The organism is Jiangella sp. DSM 45060 (assembly GCF_900105175.1).
GTDB lineage: Bacteria > Actinomycetota > Actinomycetes > Jiangellales > Jiangellaceae > Jiangella.
Window position 1 is genome coordinate 6,767,910 of the sequence record NZ_LT629771.1, and the last position, 21,688, is coordinate 6,789,597.

Consider the following 21,688-nt stretch of genomic DNA (forward strand, 5'->3'; position numbering starts at 1 on the left):
TCACCCGATCCGCATCGCGACGGGGGCGGCGAGGAGCAGCATGAACACGACCGCCGTGGCGGCCAGCGGCGCCGTCGCCCGCTCGGTGCGAGACCCGGCGCGTGCTTGATCGCTGGTCAGCAGCTCGCTGCGCATGGCCGACGCGCGGGTGCGGAGCACGTCATAGACGGTGGCGCCGTCGCGGGCGGACATGCGCATGACGTCGCCGGTGTCGGTCAGCTCGGGCAGCCGGAGCTCGCGGCCCACCGTCCGCAGCGCCTCCCAGGCCGGGACGCCGGCCCAGCGGGCGTGCGCCAGTTCGTCGCGCACGCGCTGGAACGCCCACGACTCGCCGATGCGGGCCGCCGACTCCAACGACTGCGTGGCGCCGGAGCCGGCCGCGCGTTCGAGGGCGACGAGGTCGACGTAGGTGGACATGGCCCGCCGGAACTCCGCGCGTTTGGCACGGGCGAGGTCGGCGACGGTGTAGAGCGGCAGGTACGACAGCAGCAGGGCCGTGACCAGGCCGGTCACCGCCGGCACGACGAACGGGAGCCTGGCGCCGCCGATCGACAACGCCGCCGAGGCCGCCGTCGGCAGCACGAGACCGACGGCCGCGCAGATGGCGCGCTCGCCGAGGAAGTGCGCCACGCTGCGCCGGAGCAGGGCGAGGTCGCGGTACGGGACGTGCAGCAACGACGACCCGGCGGCACGTCGCAGGACCACTCGCCCCAGCCGGCCCGCCAGCCCGCCATCGTCGATGCCGGATGGGTCGGGGCGGATGGACGGTGTGGTGACGCCGGCTGCGTTGGAGTGGATGGTCGGTGTGGTGACGCCGGCGGCGTTGGGGTGAGTGGTCGGTGGGAGGTCCGCATCGGCGTCCGCGAACGTCCCAGCGACGCGGGTGGGGTCGGCGCCGGGACCGGCCGTTCCGGTGAGCCGCTGCGCCGTGAACACCGGATGCGGGAGCCGGCCCACCCGTCCGACCAGTTCACGGAGCAGCACGAGGAGCCCGGCTCCAGCGCCCAGCCCGAGCAGGACCGCCAACTGCGTCGTCGTCATGGCGCACCGCCGGCGACGAGGATCCGGGGTTGCCGCGGTGTGGCGGTGATGCGGCGCATCCACACCAGACAGCCGACGTAGCCGATCAGCAGGCCGATGAGCAGCAGCTGGCCGGAGCCGCCGCGGTAGGGGTCGGCGTACGGCGTGACCAGCATGAGGCCGAGCCCGCCCGCGCTGATCGCCGTGACCAAGCGGGCCGTGGTGCGGCCGCGCGCCTGCTCGGCGTCGATGCTCCGCCGCGCGCGGACGTCGTCGCGCACGGCCGCGGCCAGGCCGTCGAGGACGCTGCTGAGCTGGTTGCCGCGACGACGGGCGCCGAGGATCAGCGCCGCGGCGAGGAGATCGCCGGTGGCGTCGTCGAGGTCGTCGGCGAACGTGCGCAGGGCTGTCTCGGTGTCCCAGCGGGCCCGCAACCGCGCCACGAGCCGGGCGACCTGCGGCCGGATGGGTTCGGGCGCCGTGACCAGGCTGCCGGCGACGGCCTGCTCGATGCCGACGCCGACCCCGAGCACGGTGGCGAGGTTCTGAGCCCAGTCACTCATGGCCTCCAGCCGGATGATGTCGGACTTCGCGGACGAGGTCTGCAGCAGCACTGGCAGCCCCCACACGGCCGCCGGAATGAGCGCGACGGCCAGCAACCAGCCCGTGACCAGCCACACCACCAGCCCGACGACGCCGGCTGCGGCGAGGCGGCGACGGGCCCGGCGGGCGGCCGGAGTGGCGCCACGGAGCGCCTTGGCGCAACGGGCGAGCACGGCGCGCTGGGGCGCCGCCGGATCGTCCGGCGCTCTGGCCAGACCGAACCCAGCGGCCGCCAGCCCGCCCAGCCCGGCGACCGCGGTGATGGCGGCGACGGCCGGCCTCATGACCGGCCTCCGGTGCGCCTGGTGAGCCGGGGCAGCGCCATGCGCGGCTGCGGACGCGGATCGCCTGCGCCGCGGCGGACGTTGCCGTCGGGCGGCGGGAGCTCGGGTGGTGGGGTGTCATGTGGGGCCACGGCGGTCGGCGGGTCGGTGCTCCTTCCGGATTCGGGCGGATGGGTGTTCTGTGACGCGGCAGTGGCCGGACGGCCAGCGCCCCATCCGGACGGGGGTGGTGGGGTGTTGTGTGGGGCGAAGGCGTTCGGCGGGTTGGTGCTCCATCCAGACTCGACCGGTGGATCGGCGGCCCAACTGGACGTGGCCGATGATGGGCTGGCGCCCCGGCGGTAGTGGGCCGGCGGGGGTTCGTGTGATGCGGTAGCGGCCGACAGGCCTGTAGCCCACGCCGACTCGGCCGGTGGCAGGCCGGCCAGCCAGGACGGTGTGGAGTCGGGCCGCAACTCACCGCCGGGGCCGATGCGGAACACGTCGGTGATGGCCGGTAACCCACGCTCGCCCGGCTCGAGCGCGATGATCTCGGTGACCACTCGCCGGCGCCGGCCGTCGGAGGGGGCGGTGCGGGTTTCGACGTGGACGACGAGGTCGACGTGCTGGGCGATCTGGCGGTAGGCGAACTCGGCGGAGACGCGGTGACCGGCCTCCATGGCGCAGGTGACCAGGCGTTCGATCGACGCGCGGGCGGAGTGGGCGTGGATGGTCGAGAGCGAGCCGGCGCCGGACTGCATGGCCTTGAACATCGGCAGCACCTCGCGCCCGCGCACCTCGCCGACGATGAGGCGGTCGAGGTTCATGCGGAGCGCGTCGTAGACGAGGTCGTCGAGGGTGATCTCGCCGACGGCACGACCGTCGGGGCCGCGTTCACCGCTGCCGGGCCGGGCCTCCCAGGCGATGATGCGCCGATGCCGCTCGCGCAGGTGATGCAGACCGAGCTCGTACTCGGTCTCGATGGTGCCGAGCTTCTCCTCGGGATCGATCTCGTTGGCCAGAGCCCTGGTCAGGGTGGTCTTGCCGGCGCCCATGGAACCGGACACGACGATGCTGCGGCGCGACCGGACCGCCGCCCGCAGGAACGCTGCGGCCTGAGGAGTCAGAGTGCCGCGCTCGACGAGGTCGTCGAGGTCGATGTCGACCAGGCGGTGGCGGCGGATGACCACGACGGGCTGGTGCGTCGTCCACCCCGACGCGGCCAGCCGGTGCCCGCCGTGCAGGTGCAGATGCAGGCTCGGGCTGGCCGTCGAGAACGTCCGCTCGCTGCTCCCGCCGCGCGAGGCGAGGAACGTCAGGAGGTCGACGAGCTCCTCGGGGGACTCGACGACCGGTGGCCGCCGGCTGATGCGGCCGTCGCCGTCGATGACGACCACGGGCTCGGCGCCGTAGACCTCGATGTTCTCGACGGCGGGATCGTCGACGAGCGGCTGCAGCCGGCCCAGGCCGAAGAGGGCGTCGAAGATCGCCTGGGCGAGCACGGCCTGGTGGTCGACGCCGACGGTGGCGCCGCCTGTGGTGACCGTCTGCCGGACGTGCTCGTCGAGGAGCTGGGCGATGATCTCGCGACCGGCCGCACGGCGCCCGGCTTCGGTGGTGGTGTCGTCGACGTGATCGGACAGCCGCGTGGCCGCCTGCTGGCGGAACGCGCGGACCAGGGCCCAGTCGACGTCGGGCTCGCCGCGTGGGGTGGCCAGCGGCAGCGCGGCGAGCGCCTCGCGGATGCTGCGCCGCGGCGGGCCGGTGCCGGCGGCCGTGGCGTCGGGCGGTGCCGTGAAGATCGGTAGTCCGGTGATCTGCGGATCGCTCATCGGACCCCCTTCCCACTGAGCACGGTGGTCTCGAGCGCGACGTCGAGGACGCGGCGGCGCCGGTCGTCGGCCGCGAGGAGCTCCGCGACCGCGCCGCGCCCGGAACGGACCAGCCGCGACGACATCAGCCGGGACAGGCTGGTGCGCAGGCGCTCGCGGCCGTTGATGCGCTCGGCCGCGGCAGGATCCCAGTCGACGCCGGCCCAGACCGGCAGTGTCGTGGCCTCGGCCGCCTCGCCGGCGCGGTGTGGTCGTCCGGGGCCGACGAGCAGGAGCCCGCGCCGATCGAGTGCGGCGTCGCCGGTGACGTCGGGCAGCTGGTCGGCGTTCGCGCGCACCGCGACGAGATCGTCGAGGCTCGTTCGGCACACGACGGCGAGGAGGTCGGCCGTACGGAGCAGCGCGTCGGGGCCGTGCCGCATGCCGAAGCGTCCGCCGTCGACGAGGACGTCGATGCCGTGCCGGGTGACACCGCGCAGCAGCGACGCGAACGTGGCCCAGAAGTCGTCGGTGAGGCTCGCGGCCTGCGCTTTCGTGGCCAGACCGGGGAGGGCGAGCCGTGCGCCGTCGTCGGTGAGGGCGATGGTCTGCCCGCGCAACGTGCTGAGGCTCAGGGCGCCGTTGCGGTGGGCGAGCGCGAGGTTGATGAGGCCGCGCTCGTGGTCGACCTCGCCACGCAGGTGACCCGCCTTGATGCTGCTGCTTCCGGCGACGTCGGCCTCGACCAGCAGCACCGGACGCGGCCAGGTCAACGCGGCGACCAGGGTGGTCGTGGTGACGCCGGGAGCACTGCGGACCGAGGTGAACGCGAGCAGCGTCATCGGTCGTCACCGCCCTGCGCGGCGTCGAGCACGATGGCGACCCGGCCGGTGGCGGCCTTCGCCACCAGCGTGCCGGCGATGTCGTTGGCGACCACGACGTCGACCACCACGTGCCCGGAGTCGAGGACCGCGGAGACGCCGACCACTGTGGCCGCGACCGCGCGGGGCGAGTCGGACGGCGGCGCGTCGCCGAGGCTCGGCGTGCCGAAGACGCGGACGTGGTCGCCCGGGACGAGGTCGGACTGCGGCAACTGCGCCTCGGTGACCGCAACGCCGACCACGCTCTGCCCCGCAGCCGGGACGTCGGCCGTGGTGAGCGCGGCGTCGGTGAGCAGCGTGCCGGCCGGCAGGTCGGTGCTGGCGCGCTGCCCGACGACGTCAGGGAGCCGGCTCGCCGCGACCGGCCGCACCGCTGGATCGGGCGCCGCACGCGCCGTGGTGAGCCGGGAGGCGTCGAGCACCTCGCCCCGGTGCACGGTGTCGGTGACCGCCAGCACCGGGACGGTGTCGCCGGACGTCTGTGCCAGGTAGGCCGCGCCCGCGCCACACGTGGCCAGCAGACCGACGCCCAGCCCGATGAGCGCGGGCCGCCGCCGGTAACGCCGCACGGGCGGGCCCGGGATGTCGAACCCGGCGTCGAATGGCTGGTCGAACGGGTCGTCGGCGCCTTCTGGCCGGATGCTCTGCGTCATGGTGTCTCCTTTCGGATCGGCGCGGTGATCCCGGCTGGTCAGGCCGCCGTGGTCAGCGCCGGTCCGTGGTCCTGGACGGCGGTGGAGAGCCGCTGGATCGCCCGGCTGCAGCGCTGCCGGACGGCGCCGGGGGACAGCCCGAGCTCGCGGGCGACGAGATGGGCGCCGCCGTGCTGCCCGGGCAGCGGGCAGTAGACGCGTACGAGCAGCTCGGCGTCATCGGCGGTGATGATCTGCTTGCCGATGCCCCAGGTCAGCGTGGCGAACACCTCGACGACCGGCGCCGGGGCGTGGTGGAACAGCGGTTCGGCTGTGTCGAGGACGGTGGGGTCGACGAGGTCGGGCGCGTCGTCGGCCAGCGACACGTTGAAGTAGCGCAGAGCGTCCATGCAGAGGTTCACCGAGACCTTGTGCCGCCGTCTGTCGACCGGGTACGTCGCGATGGCGTGCCACAGCGCGGCCACGGCGGCGCCGGTGAGCTGCGGGAGGTCGCCGCGGACCCCGGGCATGCCGAACCGGTGGGCGCGCCGGGCGAGCCGGATGGCGCGTCCGAGCATGACCTGGAGGACGAGACGGCCGGCGAGGTGGTCGTCGCACTCGGTGCGTTGGTCGAGCAGGCCGATCAGGAGATCGTCGGCGACAGAGGGTTGATCTCGGCGCGTGCGCCCGATGACGTCGGCGGCCTCGGCCAGCACCGTGCAGCCGGCGAGGGCGGGCAACGGCCAGCGCTTCGGGATGGGGCGAGCGCCGAGCCGGCGCCATTCGGCATTGAGTTGGTCGGTGACGAGAACGGACGAGTGGGTGGGGATGGCGAGCGTGTTCACCAGCGGGCTCCCAACGCGGATCGGAGGGGTGATGACACGCAGGAGTTCAGCCCGAGCGGTTAGCCCGGAAGTTAGCCCTGACGGTCGTTGAGCCGGGTCGAGCGGTTGCCCGTTTTTCGGCGACTCCTGGATTCCGCGTGCAAGACCGGGACATCTCGTGCATCCTGGAAGGCTTTGTCCGTCCCCGGCTGTCACATTCGCCGGCCCGAGCGCACCCATAGAAAGCAGACGGTGTGCTGGAGGGGAGTTGCACGTGATCGCTTCGTCGACACCGCGTGCCGTGCTGCGTGGTCTGGCGGCACTGCTCGGCCTCGCGGCCCTGATCCTGGGTGTGCCGGTGGTCCTGTGGGCTGCCGGCGGCTCACCGCTGCCCAGCGAGTGGCCCTCGCTGGCCGACGTCCGATCCGCCGCCGTTCGTCCCGACGACGGTGCGTTGTTCCTGGCGCTGCTGGTCGCCGCCGGCTGGCTGGGGTGGGGCACGTTCGTGCTCAGCCTCGTCGTGGAGATCCCTGCGGCGATCCGTGGACGGCCGGCGCCGCGGGTGCCCGGACTGCGTGCGCAGCAGCGACTCGTCGCCGGCCTGGTCGCGACGGTCGCCGCGGTCGGCGCGGGTGGTCACGTCGCGTTCGCCGCATCGGGTGCGCCGCCGCCCTGGGAACCGGCGCCGCCGGTCACCACCGACCTCGTCGGCGCGCTGCCCGCGGGCACGCACGTCGTGGTCGACGGCGACACGTTGTGGGACGTCGCGGGCGACCGGCTCGGTGATCCGCGCCGGTATCCGGAGATCGTGGCGGCGTCGGCGGCGACGGTACAGCCCGATGGGCGGCGGCTCGTCGATGCCGATCTCATCGCGCCGGGGTGGACGCTCACGCTGCCGGCCACGCGCGGAGACCTGCCCGATACCGGTGGCCCCGCACGGGCGGACGTCCGGAGCGGCCCGTCGTCGGCCTCGGCGGGTGTGGCCGGTGAGGTGGCTGAGAGCGACGAACAGCTGACGGAGGGCAGTGGGTCGGCGGAGGCCGACGACGACGGCGAACTGGTGCGCACGGCGGGCGGCGTGGGCGCGGTGTTGGCGGCGGCGCTCGTCGGGGTGCTGGCCGCCCGAAGGGTGCGCGAGCAGCGGCATCGGCGTCCGGGGCGGCGGCTCGGCGGAGGCAGCCCGTCCGATCAGCGCGCCGAGACCGAGCTGCGGCAGGCCGCCGATCCCGTCGCCGTCACCGTGGTCGACCGGGTGCTGCGTGGGCTGGCCGCCCGGCTGGCGCAGACCGGGCGCGGGCTGCCGCCGTTGCGCGCCGTCCGCCTCACCAAGCGCACCCTCGAGCTGTACCTCGCCGCGCCGGCGGAACTGCCGCCGCCGTTCGCGGGCACCGCGCACGGCGGTGTCTGGACGGCGCCGCTCGACGAGGTGGCCGACGTGGACGCGGACGTGCCGGCGCCGTACCCGAGCCTCGTCACGCTCGGGCACGACCACGACGACGCGCTGGTACTGCTCGATCTCGAGCAGGTCGGCGCGCTGGTGGTCGACGGCAGGACGGAGCTGGTGCGGTCGGCGCTGACGGCGGTCGCCGCGGAGCTGGCCACCAGCGCGTGGGCCGACGACCTGCGGGTCACCGTGGTCGGGGCGCCGGCGCTGGCCGACCTCGACCTGCTCGACACCGGCCGGGTCCGCCACGTCACCGACGTCGGGCGGTTGCTGGACGAGCTCACGGTGCGGGTGGCGGACGACCGGTTGCTGCTGGCCACGGCCGGTGTCAGCGGCCTCGGCGCGGCCCGCGTCACGCAGGTCGCCGACGCCACGTGGACGCCGGAGATCGTGGTGATCGCGGAACCACTGCCAGCCGATCAGTGGGATCGGCTCGAGGGGCTGATCGTCACGGCGCCGCGCGTGGCCGTCGCGGCGGTGGTCGGCAGCGGCGAGTCCGTCGGTCCGCCGTCACGCGGCCACCGACTTCGCGGCCATGTCCCGCACTCCGGTGGGGCGACCTGGGTGCTGCGGCTGGACGGGACGCCGGAGCGGCCGACGGCGATCCTCGATCCGCTCGGGGTGCCGATCCGGCCACAGCTCCTGGACGAGGAGACCCGCGGCCGCTTCGTCCGGTTGCTGCAGGCCGCCGCCGGGACGGACCGGTCCGACACGGAGGAGGCTGGTGTGCCGATGGTCGAGGTCTCGGCGGGCGGCGTCGGCGCGAAGCTGGGCCGCGGTGAAGAGGCCGCGGAGGCTCGGGGCGAGGCGGTTCGGGCGACGGGTGCCCCGTCAGTGCGGACGGATCGCCGTAGGCCGGTCGAGGCGGCCCGCCCGGTCCTGCCGCGGGCCACGGCGGCACCGGGACGGACGCTGCCGCGACTGCTGATGCTCGGACCGGTCGAGGTAGAGAACGCCGCTGAGCTTGGCGAACAGACGAAGCTCGGCCAGCTGACCGAGTTGGCGATGTTCATCGCGCTGAACCCGGGCTGCGACTCGACGGCGATCGACGAGGCGATCTGGCCGGGCTCGGCGGTGACGAAGACGACGCGCGGGACGGCGATCTCGAAGCTCCGACGCTGGCTCGGTACCGACGCGGCCGGGGCGTCGCTGCTGCCGCGCACCGACAGCGGCTACACGCTGCGCCCGGGCATCCGCAGCGACTGGGACGAGTGGTGCGACCTGCTCCCGGACGGTCCGGCGCGGGCCGGCAACGCCGAGTTGCGGGCCGCGCTCGACCTCGTCAGCGGGCGGCCGTTCTCCGGACGGGGCCGGCGTCGGTACACATGGGCCGATCACCTCGCGCAGGAGATGATCGCGAGCATCGTCGACGCGTGTCACGAGGTGGCGCTGCGGTCGCTCGTCGACGGCGACGCGTGGGAGGCGCTGCGTGCGGCGCTGCTCGGGTTGTCCGTCGAGCCGGGGGTCGAGCTCTTGTGGCGCGACCGGCTCAAGGCCGAAGCGGCGCTCGGCGATCCCGGCCGGCTGCTGGGGACGATCGACAAGCTGCGGGCCACGGCGGCGGACCTCGGCGGCGATCTGGAGGCCGAGACGGAGGAGCTGATCGAGCGACTCCGAGCGGGCGGCGAGCGGGGCGGTGATCGCGGCGGTGAACGTGGCGGTGAGCGCGGCGGTGAACGTGGCGGTGCGCAGGGCGCGGGCCGCCGGGCGGGTGCGCCCGGCGAACCGGGAGCGGCCGGCGAACCGGGAGCGGCCGGCGAACCGGGAGCGGCTGGTGAGCCGGGGGCGTCCGGTGAGCGGGCGGTGCCCGGCGAGTCCGGCCGCAGGTCGGTGGACGCGGCGGCGGACCCGGCGGCGGGATCGCACGGGCGCGGCCGGCCCCGGTCGACGGCGGGGAGGTGAGCGGCCGCATACGCTTCTGGACATGACCCAAGAACGCGGCGTCGAGGCCCTGCGCGAGTCGGGGCTGGCCCATGAGATCGTCCGTCACCCACCGGTGAACAGCCTCGAGGAGGCCGCCGCCGCGCGCGGGGTCGAGCCGGCCGCCGTCATCAAGACGATCGTGGTGCGGCGCGCCGACGACGACTACGTGTTCGTGCTGGTCCCCGGCGACCGCACCATCGCGTGGCCGAAGCTGCGCACGTTGTTCGGCGTCAAGCGGCTGTCGATGCCCGACGCCGAGACGGCGCGCGACGTCACGGGGTACGAACGCGGCACGATCACGCCGTTCGGGGCGACGCGGGCGTGGCCGGTCATCGCGGACGAGCGGGTGCTCGGGCGGACGGTGTCGATCGGCGCCGGCGCGTTCGGGGTGTCGGCCACGGTCGACGGCGACGACCTGGTGAAGACGCTCGACGCGACGGTCGCGGACGTCACCGACTGACGGCGGAGCCGGTCAGGACCGAGACGAACACCGTCAGCACGGGTGAACAGCCGGCGTCGACCTTGACGGTGGCGAGGTCGTCGCCGCGGGTGGCGCCGCGGTTGACGATGACCACCGGGCGGCCGGTGCGGTGCGCGTGCCGCACGAACCGCAACCCTGACATGACGGTGAGCGACGACCCGGCGACCAGCAGCGCCGCCGCGGAGTCGACCAGCGCGTAGGCCGCCTCGACCCGCGGCTTCGGCACGTTCTCGCCGAAGTAGACGATGTCCGGTTTGAGGATGCCGCCGCACACCTCGCAGTCGGCCACCCGGAAATGGGCGGTCGCCTCGATGACGGCGTCGGCGTCGGGCGCGATCTCGGCGTCGGCGACCTCGTCGGCGAAGTCGGGGTTGAGCGCCGTGAGCCGGGTGGCGACGTGGTCGCGCGGAACGACGCGGCGGCAGTTGAGGCAGATGACGCGGTCGTAGCGTCCGTGCAGGTCGATGACGTTGCGGCTACCGGCGGCGTCGTGCAGGGTGTCGACGTTCTGGGTGATGACGCCGACCGCGGCTCCGCCGGCCTCCAGGCGGCTGACGGCGACGTGGCCGGGGTTCGGCCGGGTGCGGTGGACGTGGCGCCAGCCGACGTGGTTGCGGGCCCAGTAGTGGCGGCGGCGGTCGGGGTCGCCGACGAACTGCTGGTAGGTCATGGGGGTGCGCGGCGGGGAGTCGGGGCCGCGGTAGTCGGGGATGCCGGAGTCGGTGGAGATGCCGGCCCCGGTCAGCACGGCGACCGGACGGCCCGACAGCACCGACGTCGCCTCGCCGACGGCCGGCCAGGCCGGGTGGCCGGGGTCGATGCGGTCGAGCACGCTTCGAGCCTATGCCGAGGACGGCGGCGAGAACACCCGAGCCGTAACCGTCAGGTGCGGAGGAGGGGCGGCATCAGTGTGCTCGTGGGTCCACGGCGGTAGAGCTGGGCCGGCCGGCCGCCGCCGCGGGTGGTGGAGGCGCCGGTGGGTGCGAGGAAGCCGGGCGTGCCGGTGACCTTGCGGTGGAAGTTGCGCGGATCGAGGTCGACTCCCCAGACGGCCTCGTAGACGGCGCGCAGCTCGCCCACCGTGAACTCAGAGGGGCAGAACGCCGTGGCCAGCGACGTGTACTCGAGCTTCGCCCGGGCGCGCTCGACTCCGTCGGCGAGGATCACCCCGTGGTCGAAGGCGAGGGAGTCCGCCGCTCGCAGCAACGAGTCGACCGGTAGGAACCGGCTGGCCGCGGCATCGCTGCCGGCGACGGGTTCGGGGAGGTCCGGCATCAGCCCGAGGTAAGCGACGGACACGACACGTTGGCGGGGGTCGCGTCCGGGGGCGCCATAGCTGGCCAACTGCTCGAGATGGCCCAGCGCCGGCGCCAGCCCGGTCTCCTCACGTAGCTCGCGCAGCGCCGCGTCGGGGAGGTCCTCGTCGGGACGGATGAAGCCGCCTGGAAGGGCGAGCCGGCCGCGGAACGGCTGCTCCCCGCGCTCGACGATCAGGGCGGCGAAGCGTCCGGAGCGCACCGTGAGGAGCACGAGGTCGACGGTGACCGCGAACGGTGGGTGGTCGGAACCGGCCATGCGGGCATCCTATCTCGTCACCTTGACGATTATTGATGAGCTCCTTTATCGTCGAAGCGACGATAAAGGAGAGAGGACACCAGAGATGGCAGAGATCCGCAGGTTCGGCCTCGTCCGGCACCTCCGGTCGACCCCGACCGAACACGTCGTCCATCAGCGCGGCGACCGTGTCGTGCACAGCGGCACCAGTTGCTCGTTCTGGTTCCGGCCACTGACGGCCGCGCTCAGCGAAGTTCCCGTCGACGATCGCGAGTTGCCGCTGCTGTTCCATGCCCGCACCAGCGACTTCCAGAAGGTGACTGTTCAGGCGACGGTGACGTACCGGTTCGCCGACCCCGAGCAGATCGCCGGGCGCCTCGACTTCGCCATCGACACCGCGACCGGCCGCTGGCGCTCGGCGCCGCTCGATCAGGTCGCCCACCTGCTGACGGAGACGGCACAGCAGCACGCCGCCGACCTGCTCTTGACGACCGCGATGGCTGACGCGCTCGGTGCGGGCGCGACCGCGATCCGCGAGCGGCTGCGCACCGGTCTCGTCGGCGACGCCAGGCTGGGCGACACCGGCATCGTGGTGCTGGACGTGCGCGTCGTCGCGGTTCGACCCGATCCGGACCTCGAGCGCGCGTTGCAGACGCCGGCTCGCGAGCTGATCCAGGAGGACGCCGACCGCGCCACCTACGAGCGCCGAGCGCACGCCGTGGAACGGGAGCGGGTGATCAGCGAGAACGAGCTGCAGTCGAAGATCGAGCTCGCCGCTCGTGAGGAACGGCTGGTCGCCCAGCACGGCGCCAACGAACGGCGACGGGCGACGGAGGAGGCGGCGGCCGCACGGATCGCCGCCGCGGCCGAGGCGGAGCGGATCGGGCTGGCCGCCGCGGCCGAAGCCGACCGCGTCCGGCGGACGGGGACCGCCGCGGCGGACGCGGAGGCCGCGCGGATGGCCGTCGTGTCTGAGCTGGACCATGGCACGCTGCTGGCGCTGGCGCTGCGGGAGCTGGCCGGCGGACTGCCCGAGATCGGCATGGTCAACGTGACGCCGGATCTGGTCACGTCGGTGCTGGCCAAGCTGACCGACGGTACGGCGCGCTGATGCTCGCGCCGCGGGTGGTGGTCGTTCACCGTCGCACCGAGTTGGAGGAACTGGTCGACCGGCACGGCACGCGAGGCCAGGCCGAGTTCTTCCTGCGGGGACGCGGCCGTGACCTCGCAGCCGTCCAGCACCGGCATGACGCCGACGAGGCGGCGCGGCAGGAGGTCGCGGTCGCGGTGCCGAGTGACTGGCGACGCGGCGCGGTCGAGCGGGCCGACCTCGACCGGTTCCGGTTCGAGGGCGGCGACATCGTGGTCGTCGTCGGACCGGATGGGCTGGTCGCGAACGTGGCGAAATACCTGGACGGCCAGCCGGTCGTCGGTGTGAACCCGGACCCGGACCGCAACCCGGGTGTCCTCGTCCGGCATGCGCCGAACCGGGCCGCCCGGCTGCTGGCGGACGTCGTCGCGGATCGGGCGGGCACCGAGCGGCGGACGATGGTCGCGGCGGAACTGGACGACGGTCAGCGCCTCGTCGCGGTCAACGAGGTCTTCGCCGGTCACGCCAGTCACCAGTCGGCGCGCTACCTGCTGACGGCGCCGGGTCGCGAGCCGGAGCGGCAGTCGTCGTCGGGGGTCATCGTCGGGACCGGCACCGGGGCGACCGGGTGGTGCGCATCGCTCGTGCGAGGCCGGCCCGCGCCGCTACGGCTGCCTGGTCCGGCCGACCGCACGCTGGCGTGGTTCGTCCGCGAGGCCTGGCCGTCGCCGTCGACCGGGACGAGCCGCGTCGAGGGGCTGCTGGCGGCCGGCGACCGGTTGGCGCTGACCGCCGAGACGGACGGCCTGGTGGTGTTCGGCGATGGCCTGGAGGCGGACCGGCTCGTGCTGAGTTGGGGCCAGCAGTTGCTGGTGGGCGTGGCGGAGACGACGCTCTGCCTGGTGACCGGGTGAGACCGCTCAGCCGAGGTGGTGGCCGAGGACCTTGCGGTGGGTGTCGCGGGCTTCGGCATGGCGGGCGCGGCCGTCGTCGGTGGGTTTGACGAACATAGCGCGGCGGTCGTCCATGCACATGGAGCGTCCGACCAGGCCGGCCCGTTCGAGCCGGGCGACGGTGCGGGAGAAGGCGCTCTGGCTGAGGTACATGCCTTCGGCGAGCTCGTGCATGCGGAGCTTCTCTTGCCCCGATTCGATCAGCCGGTCGAGCGCCTCGAACTCGCTGAGGCCGAGCCCGTGCTGGTCCTGCAGCTCGCGATCGAGGTCGCACGCGATCTTGTTGTAGCAGGTCATGAGGTCGCGCCACTGGCCTACCAGCTCACGCTCCCCGGTCCTGCCCATGCAGCGCACCATAGCACCGGGACCACATCTATGCAAGGACATTAAATGCTTGTGCATCTCATGCACGTGCATGTAACGTCTCGCCTCGTGACTGCAATCGCCGCACCGCGTTCCACCTCTTCCGCACACGACGATCAGCGTTGGACCCCGCGTCTGTGGGGCGTCCTCGGTGTGCTGTGCCTGGTGATGTTCCTCGACGGGCTCGATGTGTCGATGGTGGGCATCGCGCTCCCGTCGATCGGCACCGAGCTGGGGCTGTCGACCACCTCGCTGCAGTGGATCGTCAACGGCTACGTGCTCGGCTACGGAGCGCTGCTGCTCCTCGGCGGCCGCACGGCCGACCTGCTCGGCCGCCGCCGGGTGTTCCTGATCGCCCTCGCCGTCTTCGCCGTCGCCTCGCTGATCGGCGGGCTCGTCGACGACGGCACGCTGTTGATCGTCACGCGGTTCGTCAAGGGTGTCGCCGCCGCGTTCACCGCGCCCACGGCGCTGTCCATCCTGACCACCACCTTCCGCGAAGGGCCGGCGCGCAACAAGGCGCTGTCGATCTTCGCCGTCTTCGGCGCCAGCGGCTACTCGTCCGGGCTCATCCTCGGCGGCCTGCTGACCAGCGCCGGCTGGCGCTGGAACTTCCTCATGCCGGTGCCGCTCGCGATCCTGGCGCTGGTCGCCGGCATCGCGTTGATCCCGCGCGACCGTCCCGCCGACGCCGGTGGGCACGACCTCGCCGGTGCGGCCACGCTCACCGCGGGCATGCTGCTCGCCGTCTACTCCGTCGTGTCCGCGCCGGAACGCGGCTGGGCCGACCCCGTGACCATCGTCCTGTTCGTTCTGGCCGTCGCGCTGCTGACGGCGTTCGTGCTGATCGAGCAGCGGGTCGCGCATCCCCTGGTCCGGCTCGGCATCCTGCGCATCGCCACGATCGTGCGGGCCAACCTCGGGATGATCGCGCTGTTCGGGTCGTACCTGAGCTTCCAGTTCATGCTGACGATCTACTTCCAGGCGGCGCTCGGCTGGACGCCGCTGCGGATGGCGCTCGCGCTGCTCCCGGCCGGCCTGATCGTCGCGTTCGGCTCGCCGTACATGAGCCGGGTGATCGACCGTTACGGGACGCAGCGGCCGATCATCGCGGCGCTGGTGTCGCTGAGCGGGGCGTACCTGTGGTTCCTGGCCTTCGGCGGTGACCCGTCGCCGGCCTACGCGACGGACATCCTGCCCAGCGTGGTGCTGATCGGGCTCGGCTTCATGCTCGCGTTCTCCGCGCTCATGTCGCAGGCCACGGCCGGCGTCGACGACTCCGAGCAGGGGCTCGCGGCCGGGCTGGTCCAGACGTCCGGGCAGATCGGCGGCGCCGTGGTGCTCGCGGCGACCACGGCGCTCGTGACGGCCGGGTCGCACTCGGCCGAGGGCATGGACGCCGCGACGTTCGACCAGTTCCGGCCCGGCCTGGTGCTGGTGACGGGGGTCGCGATCGCCGGCCTGGCGGTGATGGTGCTCAGGCGGCGCCGTCGCGACGACGTCGAGCCGGACCCCGTCGAGGACGACAAGGTGCTGGAGCCGGCCGCGTCGTGACCAGAGGGTCCGTGGGGCCGGGGCCACCCCGGCCCCACGGACCAGCCGGGGGCTTCAGCGCACCCGCGAGAGGTTGGGGGTGCGTTGCGACGGGATGGCCCCGCCCGGCGAGCCGTCGTCCTCGTCGGACTCGGGCGAGGGTGAGGACGACTCGTGCGCGTCGTCGATGGCGGCCTGGACCGCGCGCTTGCGCTTGGTCCGCTCGATCAGCACGGCCACCCCGATGCCGGCGACGACCACGCCGCCACCGACCAGGGCGTCGACGACGTAGTGGTTGCCGGTGAGCACGATGGCGGCGAACATCAGCAGCGGCATCGTGGCGCCGATGATGCGGACGACCAGCACCCGCGACAGCGCCACCCACGCGATGCCCAGCAGCAGGATCCAGCCGAAGTGCAGGCTGGGCATGGCCGCGTACTCGTTGACGAACGTCGGCGAGTTCATCTCGCGGTACGTCGGCGCCTCGAGCGAGATGGTGTCGACGAAGCCGTGCCACGGCAGGAACCGCGGCGGCGCGAGTGGGTAGAACGCGAAGATGACCAGGCTGAACGCGCCGGACGCGAGCAGCGCGTTGCGGTAGAACGGATAGGCCGCCGGACGGCGGGCGATCAGCCAGACCAGCGTCAGCACGAACACCGGCCAGTAGCCGTAGATGTAGAACCCGTTGGCGGCGTCGACCGCCCATTCGTGGTCGAGGATCAGGCCCTGGAGGTCGGTCTCGACGTTGATGCCGAGCGTCTTCTCGAACGAGATGACGTCCTCGGCGTGACGGAACGCGGCGTCAACGCGGTCGCTGGTGAGACCGCGGACGAGCGTGTAGAGCAGTGCGGCGGAGAGCAGGAATCCGATCTCCTTCACCGCCGTGGCGAGTCGTGAGTCGGAGCGGACGCGGCGCAGCGTGGGTGGTCGCCGCGACATGGTGTCCGAGGCCATCGGTCCTCCAAGCTGGCGACGTGCGAGGAGCGCCAGCACCCCCTGAAGTGTGCCTCTACTTGTCGGCCGACAAGTGCTGTGGGTCTCACGCTACGACCGCACTTGTCGGCCGGCAAGTAGTTAACGTATTGTGTGGCCGCCCTCACTTCCCGATCAGCGAGGCGGCGACGGAGATGACCGACGAGGGACGACCCGGCGCGGATACAGCCGGAAACATCCGCGAGGTCGCGCTCGACCTGTTCTCCCGGCAGGGCTACGAGCGCTCGACGCTGCGTGAGATCGCCGACGCACTGGGCATCACCAAGGCGGCGGTCTATTACCACTATCGGACCAAGGTGGAGATTCTCGACGACCTGTTGCGGCCGATGGTCGACGGCGAGGACTGGATCATCGCCGACGCGGAATCCGACACCGCGGCCATCGGCAGCGCGGGCTGGCGGCTGACGCTCGTCGAGCGCTACATCGACCTCCTGCTGGCGCACCGGCGGGTCGCCACGTACGCGATGAACGATCTCGCCGGCGTGTCGAACTCGACCTTGCTCAGCCGCATGCGCGCCAACGACGCGCGGCTGGCGGCGCTGCTGGCCAACGGCGATCTGTCGGTCGAGCAGCGGGTGCGGACGTCGGCGGCGCTGGGCGTCATCGTCGCGATCCTGGCGCTGCCCGACGTCTCGAACGAGGAGCTGCGCCCGCAGCTGCTGCGGGTGGTGCGCGACGTGCTGGGGCTGACGGAGCACGTGCGCGACGTGGCGTCGGCCTGACGCGGGCGACACCAGGCCCGGGTACGCCCGAGCGGCACCACCCCGGGGGGCGAGAATGGTGCCGCTCTTGACACGAGGCTAGTCCGGCCGACGTCGAACGCGAAGGGAACAGGGGAAAAACTTGCGCGCCGCCGTGACACGTGGGGCAACGGGGAGTCGTGTGCTTGTCGTGACGCTTGCGGCGGTCCTGCCGCTGGCGGCCTGCTCGGATGCGACGGAGCCCGGCTCACCCTCCGGCGGGGGTACTCTCGGCGCGACCTCGGCGCCGTCGTCGCAGCCGCAGGAGGAGCCGCAGGAGCCCGACTGCGACAGTCCCTGCTACGGCGAGGCCGAGAACGTCGGCACGCTCGGTGACGACACCGTCGTCGAGGTCAGTGGCATGGCGGGCAGCGTCCGCACGCCGGGCCTCTACTACGTCGTCAGCGACGAGCCCGGCACGTCGGAGGTGGCCGTGGTCCGCGACGACGGCACGCTCGTCGCGACCATCGAGCTGGCCGGCATGGACACCGAGAACGCCGAGGCGCTCGCCGTCGGCCCATGCGGCGACGACGCCAGCACCTCGTGCCTGTACGTCGGCGACATCGGCGACCACGTCGGCCGCGACCACGTCGTCGTCTACCGCGCGCCGGAACCGGACCTCGACGACCCGCCGGGCAGCGTCGACGCCGACGCGCTGGAGTACCGCTACGAGGACGGCCCGACCGACGCCGAGGCGCTGCTCGTGGACCCGGACGGCCGCCCGCTGATCGTCAGCAAGGCCCCGTTCGACGAGGACACCGGCGAGACCGGCAGCACCCGGCTCTACCGGGGCCCGGCGGACGGCGGTGAGCTGGCGCTGCTGGGCGAGATCGCGCTGCCCGAGCCGGAGAACGGGTTCCTCGCGGGCATCGTCGGCAACGTCGTCACCGACGCGTCCGCCGACCTCGCCGCCGGCCGCGTCCTGCTGCGCACCTACGACGAGGTGCTGGAGTACCGGTCGCCCGATCCGGGCGCCGACGTCGCGACGTTCCCGGACTGGCCGTCGCGGCGGGTCCCGCCCGGGAACGTGCTGCAGGCCGAGACCGTCGCGTACGTCGTCGGCGGCTGCGGCTACCTGACGACGTCGGAGCTGACGGGGGCGCTCGACGCGGTCGGCTGCACGGACTGACCGACACCCTGTGGGGACGTTCCCACAAGGCCGTAACGTTGTCGTCCGGGCCGCCGTCCCCGCGTCGCGGCCCCCGCATCGCAGTCCGTCCGACGGAGGCTGGAACCCCGCATGCACGACAACCGAGCCCTGGTCGAGAAGCGCCTGAAGCGAGTCCTGGGCCAGCGGCTCAGGCCGGCCGTCCACCGCACGGTCGCTCCCTTGTCCCTGACGGTCTGGCACGTCGACGGCGGCCAGGGCGAGCCGGTGCCGCCGCGGGTCGCGCTGCCCGGCGGCGAGGCGGTCGCCGACGGCCGCTACGTCCCGGTCGAGGTGGGTGAGCGGTGGGGGCCGCCGTGGGGCACGTCGTGGTTCCACGTGACCGGCGAGGTGCCGGCCGGGGCGGCCGGCCGCCGGGTCGAGCTGGTGCTCGACCTCGGCTGGGAGAACCGGTTCGCCGGGTTCCAGGCCGAGGGCCTGGCCTACCGTCCGGACGGCACGGTCGTGAAGGGCCTGCACCCGCGCAACGTGTGGCTGCCGGTCGGCGACCCGGTGTCCGGCGGCGAGCTGATCGACCTCTACGTCGAGGCCGCCGCCAACCCGCGGCTGGAGGGCGACTCGCCGTTCGCCGTGACGCCGCTCGGCGAGAAGTCGACCGCCGGCAGCGAGCCGCTGTACCGCGTCAACCGCGCCGACGTCGCGGTGTTCGAGCAGGACGTGTGGGAGCTGTGGCAGGACCTCGAGGCGATCGGCGGCCTGATGCCGCAACTGCCCGAGGGCGAGCCGCGACGCTGGCAGCTGCTGCGCGCCGTCGAGCGGGCGCTGGACGCGCTGGACCTGCAGGACGTCGCCGGCACCGCGGCGGCGGCCCGGGCCGAGCTGATCGGCGTGCTCGCCAAGCCGGCCAACGCCAGCGCGCACCGGCTGTCCGCCGTCGGGCACGCGCACATCGACAGCGCGTGGCTGTGGCCGGTCCGCGAGACCGTCCGCAAGGTCGCGCGCACGACGTCGAACGTGGTCAACCTGCTGGACGAGTACCCCGACCTCGTCTACGCGATGTCGTCGGCGCAGCAGTACGCCTGGATCGAGGAGCACCGTCCCGAGGTGTTCGAACGCGTCGCCGAGCAGGTCGAAGGCGGGCGGTTCGTGCCGGTCGGCGGCATGTGGGTCGAGTCCGACACCAACCTGCCGGGGTCAGAGGCGATGGCCCGGCAACTGGTGCACGGCAAGCGGTACTTCCTGGACCGGTTCGGCATCGACACCCTGGAGGTCTGGCTGCCCGACTCGTTCGGCTACTCGCCGGCGTTGCCGCAGCTGGTGACGTTGTCGGGGTCGCGCTGGTTCCTCACCCAGAAGATCTCCTGGAACAAGCAGAACGTCTTCCCGCACCACTCCTTCTGGTGGGAGGGCCTCGACGGCACCCGCGTCTTCACCCACTTCCCGCCGGTCGACACCTACAACTCCGACCTGTCCGGCGGGGAACTGGCGCACGCCGTGCGCAACTTCCGCGACAAGGGCGACGCGAACCGGTCGCTGGTCCCGTTCGGCTGGGGCGACGGCGGTGGCGGCCCGACCCGCGAGATGATCGCGCAGGCCCGCCGGACGGCCGACCTGGAGGGCTCGCCGCGGGTCGCCATCGAGAAGCCGTCCGAGTTCTTCGCCGCCGCCGAGGCCGAGTACCCGAACGCGCCGGTGTGGACCGGCGAGCTGTACCTCGAGATCCACCGTGCCACGTACACGTCGCAGGCCAAGACCAAGCAGGGCAACCGGCGCAGCGAGCACCTGCTGCACGAGGCCGAGCTGTGGTCGGCGACGGCGGCCGTGGCGGGCGCGGCCGACTACCCGTACGACGACCTCGACCGCATCTGGAAGCTGGTGCTGCTCAACCAGTTCCACGACATCCTGCCCGGCTCGTCCATCGCCTGGGTGCACCGCGAGGCCCGCGACCAGTACGCGGCGATCACCGCCGAGCTGACCGAGATCGTCGGACGGGCGCAGCGCGCGCTCGCGGGCGACGGCGACACCACGGTCGCGTTCAACGCGGCGCCGCACGGCCGCCGCGACGTCCCGGCCTTCGCGGCGGCTCCGGTCGCGTCGTCGTCGCCGTCGACGGAGGTCGTCGCGGCCGACGGCGGCTACGTCCTCGACAACGGCCTGCTCCGGGTGACCGTCGACGGACGCGGGCTGCTCACGTCGGTGCTCGACCTCGAGGCCGGCCGCGAGGTGCTGGCCGGTCCCGGTAACCTGCTGCAGCTGCACCAGGACCTCCCCAACCAGTGGGACGCCTGGGACGTCGACGAGTTCTACCGCAACACGGTCACCGACCTCGTCGGCGTCGACGAGCTGAGCGCTGGCGGCGACACCGTCAGGGTGGCGCGCACCTTCGGCGACTCGCACGTCGTCCAGGAGCTCACCCTCGCGCCCGGCGCCAAGCGCGTCGACGTCAGCACCGAGGTCGACTGGCACGAGCGGGAGAAGTTCCTCAAGGCGGCGTTCCCGCTGGACGTGCAGACGCAGCGGGCGGCGTACGAGACGCAGTTCGGGCACCACTACCGGCCCACGCACGAGAACACGTCGTGGGACGCGGCGCGGTTCGAGGTGTGCGCGCACCGGTTCGTGCATCTCGAGGAGCCCGGCTACGGCGTGGCGCTGGTCAACGACTCCACCTACGGCCACGACGTCCGCCGCGGCGCGGCGCCGTCCGGCGGCACCACGACGACCGTGCGGCTGTCGCTGCTGCGGGCGCCGCGCTACCCCGACCCCGAGACCGACCAGGGCGTGCACACGCTGCGGTACTCGCTGGTGCCGGGCGCGTCCATCGACGACGCGGTGCGCGAGGGGTACGCGCTCAACCTGCCGGCGCGGCTGGTCGAGGGCGCCGGTCACGAGGTCGAGCCGCTGGTCCGGGTGAGCGGCGGGTCCGTCGTCGTGTCGGCGGTCAAGCTGGCCGACGACCGCTCCGGCGACGTCGTCGTGCGGCTCTACGAGTCGGGCGGCGGGCGAGCGACGGCGACGCTGACGGCGTCGTTCCCGCTGGCCGGTGTCGAGGAGACCGACCTGCTGGAACGGCCGATCGAAGCGTCGGCGCTGGTCACCGGGGGTGACGGCGTGACGCTTCGACTGCGGCCGTTCCAGATCGTGACGCTGCGGCTTACTGCCCGATCTGACGGTTCCGGCGCCCGCGCAGGCGACGCCGCTGGGATGGGTCGAGCATGAGGTAGCCGGCGACCGGGATGCCGATCAGCAGCACGACGAAGAGCCAGAAGGGCAGCAGCCAGAGCGCGAGGATCGCCGCGGCCGCACCTCCGACGATCCAACCGGTGTTCTTGCCCATGGCGGGTCCTTTCTCAAGGGTTGCTCCTTCCATTGTCCCCGGTGGAGGCCGTTTCGTCTCCATCCACGGGAGGGGCCGTCCCCTACGGGACCGACCAACACGTGGCAAACCCCTGTCGATCACCCCCGCCCGACCGGT

At 73.0% G+C, this 21,688-nt stretch carries 19 protein-coding genes; 8 read left to right on the top strand and 11 right to left on the bottom strand.

Features of this window, described 5'->3' with window-relative positions; translation table 11 throughout:
- Genes BLU82_RS30545 through BLU82_RS30570 form a run of 6 tightly spaced genes read right to left on the bottom strand, consistent with a single transcriptional unit; the run spans nucleotide 1 to nucleotide 6,055 of the window.
- Nucleotides 1-1,041: a type II secretion system F family protein gene (locus BLU82_RS30545; protein ID WP_092624613.1), complete on the bottom strand. Its 1,041-nt coding sequence runs from the start codon at nucleotides 1,039-1,041 to the stop codon at nucleotides 1-3.
- Nucleotides 1,038-1,907 carry a type II secretion system F family protein gene (locus BLU82_RS30550; protein WP_092624614.1) on the bottom strand — a complete coding sequence of 290 codons (870 nt, stop codon included), beginning with the start codon at nucleotides 1,905-1,907 and terminating at the stop codon, nucleotides 1,038-1,040. The genes BLU82_RS30545 and BLU82_RS30550 overlap by 4 nt, the downstream gene beginning before the upstream one ends.
- The gene (locus BLU82_RS30555; RefSeq protein WP_092624615.1) at nucleotides 1,904-3,718 is read right to left on the bottom strand and encodes a CpaF family protein; all 1,815 of its coding nucleotides are present in this window, start codon (nucleotides 3,716-3,718) and stop codon (nucleotides 1,904-1,906) included. Before BLU82_RS30555 ends, BLU82_RS30550 begins: the two co-directional genes overlap by 4 nt.
- Entirely contained in the window at nucleotides 3,715-4,539 is an 825-nt protein-coding gene (locus BLU82_RS30560) for a hypothetical protein (RefSeq protein ID WP_092624616.1), read from the bottom strand. The genes BLU82_RS30555 and BLU82_RS30560 overlap by 4 nt, the downstream gene beginning before the upstream one ends.
- A complete protein-coding gene (locus BLU82_RS30565; RefSeq protein ID WP_092624617.1) occupies nucleotides 4,536-5,231 on the bottom strand; it encodes an SAF domain-containing protein in 696 nt (231 codons plus the stop codon). The genes BLU82_RS30560 and BLU82_RS30565 overlap by 4 nt, the downstream gene beginning before the upstream one ends.
- Before the next feature lie 38 nt (nucleotides 5,232-5,269).
- Complete coding sequence (locus BLU82_RS30570) at nucleotides 5,270-6,055, bottom strand: sigma-70 family RNA polymerase sigma factor (RefSeq protein WP_092624618.1); 786 nt, start codon at nucleotides 6,053-6,055, stop codon at nucleotides 5,270-5,272.
- Between the two features lie 253 nt (nucleotides 6,056-6,308).
- On the opposite strand from BLU82_RS30570, the gene BLU82_RS35345 reads away from it, so the two are divergent.
- Together BLU82_RS35345 and BLU82_RS30580 are read left to right on the top strand one after the other, a co-directional pair.
- Nucleotides 6,309-9,380: a hypothetical protein gene (locus BLU82_RS35345; protein ID WP_157741363.1), complete on the top strand. Its 3,072-nt coding sequence runs from the start codon at nucleotides 6,309-6,311 to the stop codon at nucleotides 9,378-9,380.
- A gap of 22 nt (nucleotides 9,381-9,402) precedes the next feature.
- Nucleotides 9,403-9,861: an aminoacyl-tRNA deacylase gene (locus BLU82_RS30580; protein ID WP_092624620.1), complete on the top strand. Its 459-nt coding sequence runs from the start codon at nucleotides 9,403-9,405 to the stop codon at nucleotides 9,859-9,861.
- Here the strand turns inward: BLU82_RS30580 and BLU82_RS30585 are convergent.
- Nucleotides 9,851-10,714 carry an NAD-dependent protein deacetylase gene (locus tag BLU82_RS30585; protein ID WP_231947616.1) on the bottom strand — a complete coding sequence of 288 codons (864 nt, stop codon included), beginning with the start codon at nucleotides 10,712-10,714 and terminating at the stop codon, nucleotides 9,851-9,853. The two genes, BLU82_RS30580 and BLU82_RS30585, sit on opposite strands and share 11 nt — an antisense overlap.
- Nucleotides 10,715-10,764: 50 nt before the next feature.
- Nucleotides 10,765-11,457, bottom strand: coding sequence for an NUDIX domain-containing protein (locus BLU82_RS30590; protein WP_092624621.1), 693 nt, complete (start codon nucleotides 11,455-11,457; stop codon nucleotides 10,765-10,767).
- Nucleotides 11,458-11,542: 85 nt separating this feature from the next.
- Here BLU82_RS30590 and BLU82_RS30595 point away from each other — a divergent pair, with 85 nt between their 5' ends.
- Entirely contained in the window at nucleotides 11,543-12,547 is a 1,005-nt protein-coding gene (locus BLU82_RS30595) for an SPFH domain-containing protein (RefSeq protein ID WP_092624622.1), read from the top strand.
- The gene (locus BLU82_RS30600; protein ID WP_092624623.1) at nucleotides 12,547-13,440 is read left to right on the top strand and encodes an NAD(+)/NADH kinase; all 894 of its coding nucleotides are present in this window, start codon (nucleotides 12,547-12,549) and stop codon (nucleotides 13,438-13,440) included. Before BLU82_RS30595 ends, BLU82_RS30600 begins: the two co-directional genes overlap by 1 nt.
- A gap of 6 nt (nucleotides 13,441-13,446) precedes the next feature.
- Here BLU82_RS30600 and BLU82_RS30605 read toward each other — a convergent pair whose 3' ends face one another.
- Nucleotides 13,447-13,824, bottom strand: coding sequence for a MarR family winged helix-turn-helix transcriptional regulator (locus tag BLU82_RS30605; RefSeq protein ID WP_092626560.1), 378 nt, complete (start codon nucleotides 13,822-13,824; stop codon nucleotides 13,447-13,449).
- Nucleotides 13,825-13,884: 60 nt separating this feature from the next.
- On the opposite strand from BLU82_RS30605, the gene BLU82_RS30610 reads away from it, so the two are divergent.
- A complete protein-coding gene (locus tag BLU82_RS30610) occupies nucleotides 13,885-15,396 on the top strand; it encodes an MFS transporter (RefSeq protein WP_092624624.1) in 1,512 nt (503 codons plus the stop codon).
- 54 nt (nucleotides 15,397-15,450) lie between these two features.
- On the opposite strand, the gene BLU82_RS30615 is transcribed toward BLU82_RS30610, so the two are convergent.
- Entirely contained in the window at nucleotides 15,451-16,329 is an 879-nt protein-coding gene (locus BLU82_RS30615) for a phosphatase PAP2 family protein (protein WP_092624625.1), read from the bottom strand.
- A 173-nt stretch (nucleotides 16,330-16,502) separates the two neighbouring features.
- Here BLU82_RS30615 and BLU82_RS30620 point away from each other — a divergent pair, with 173 nt between their 5' ends.
- The 3 genes from BLU82_RS30620 to BLU82_RS30630 all read left to right on the top strand — a co-directional run bounded on the left by BLU82_RS30620 (nucleotide 16,503) and on the right by BLU82_RS30630 (nucleotide 21,432).
- Nucleotides 16,503-17,090 carry a TetR/AcrR family transcriptional regulator gene (locus BLU82_RS30620; RefSeq protein WP_092624626.1) on the top strand — a complete coding sequence of 196 codons (588 nt, stop codon included), beginning with the start codon at nucleotides 16,503-16,505 and terminating at the stop codon, nucleotides 17,088-17,090.
- Nucleotides 17,091-17,259: 169 nt separating this feature from the next.
- Nucleotides 17,260-18,237 (top strand): hypothetical protein, encoded by a 978-nt coding sequence (locus BLU82_RS30625; protein ID WP_092624627.1) that lies wholly within the window; start codon nucleotides 17,260-17,262, stop codon nucleotides 18,235-18,237.
- Between the two features lie 111 nt (nucleotides 18,238-18,348).
- Nucleotides 18,349-21,432, top strand: coding sequence for a glycoside hydrolase family 38 C-terminal domain-containing protein (locus tag BLU82_RS30630; RefSeq protein ID WP_092624628.1), 3,084 nt, complete (start codon nucleotides 18,349-18,351; stop codon nucleotides 21,430-21,432).
- Here BLU82_RS30630 and BLU82_RS30635 read toward each other — a convergent pair.
- Nucleotides 21,368-21,550, bottom strand: a complete 183-nt coding sequence (locus tag BLU82_RS30635; RefSeq protein WP_069110143.1) for a hypothetical protein — start codon at nucleotides 21,548-21,550, stop codon at nucleotides 21,368-21,370. The genes BLU82_RS30630 and BLU82_RS30635 overlap by 65 nt on opposite strands.
- Nucleotides 21,551-21,688: the final 138 nt, after the last annotated feature.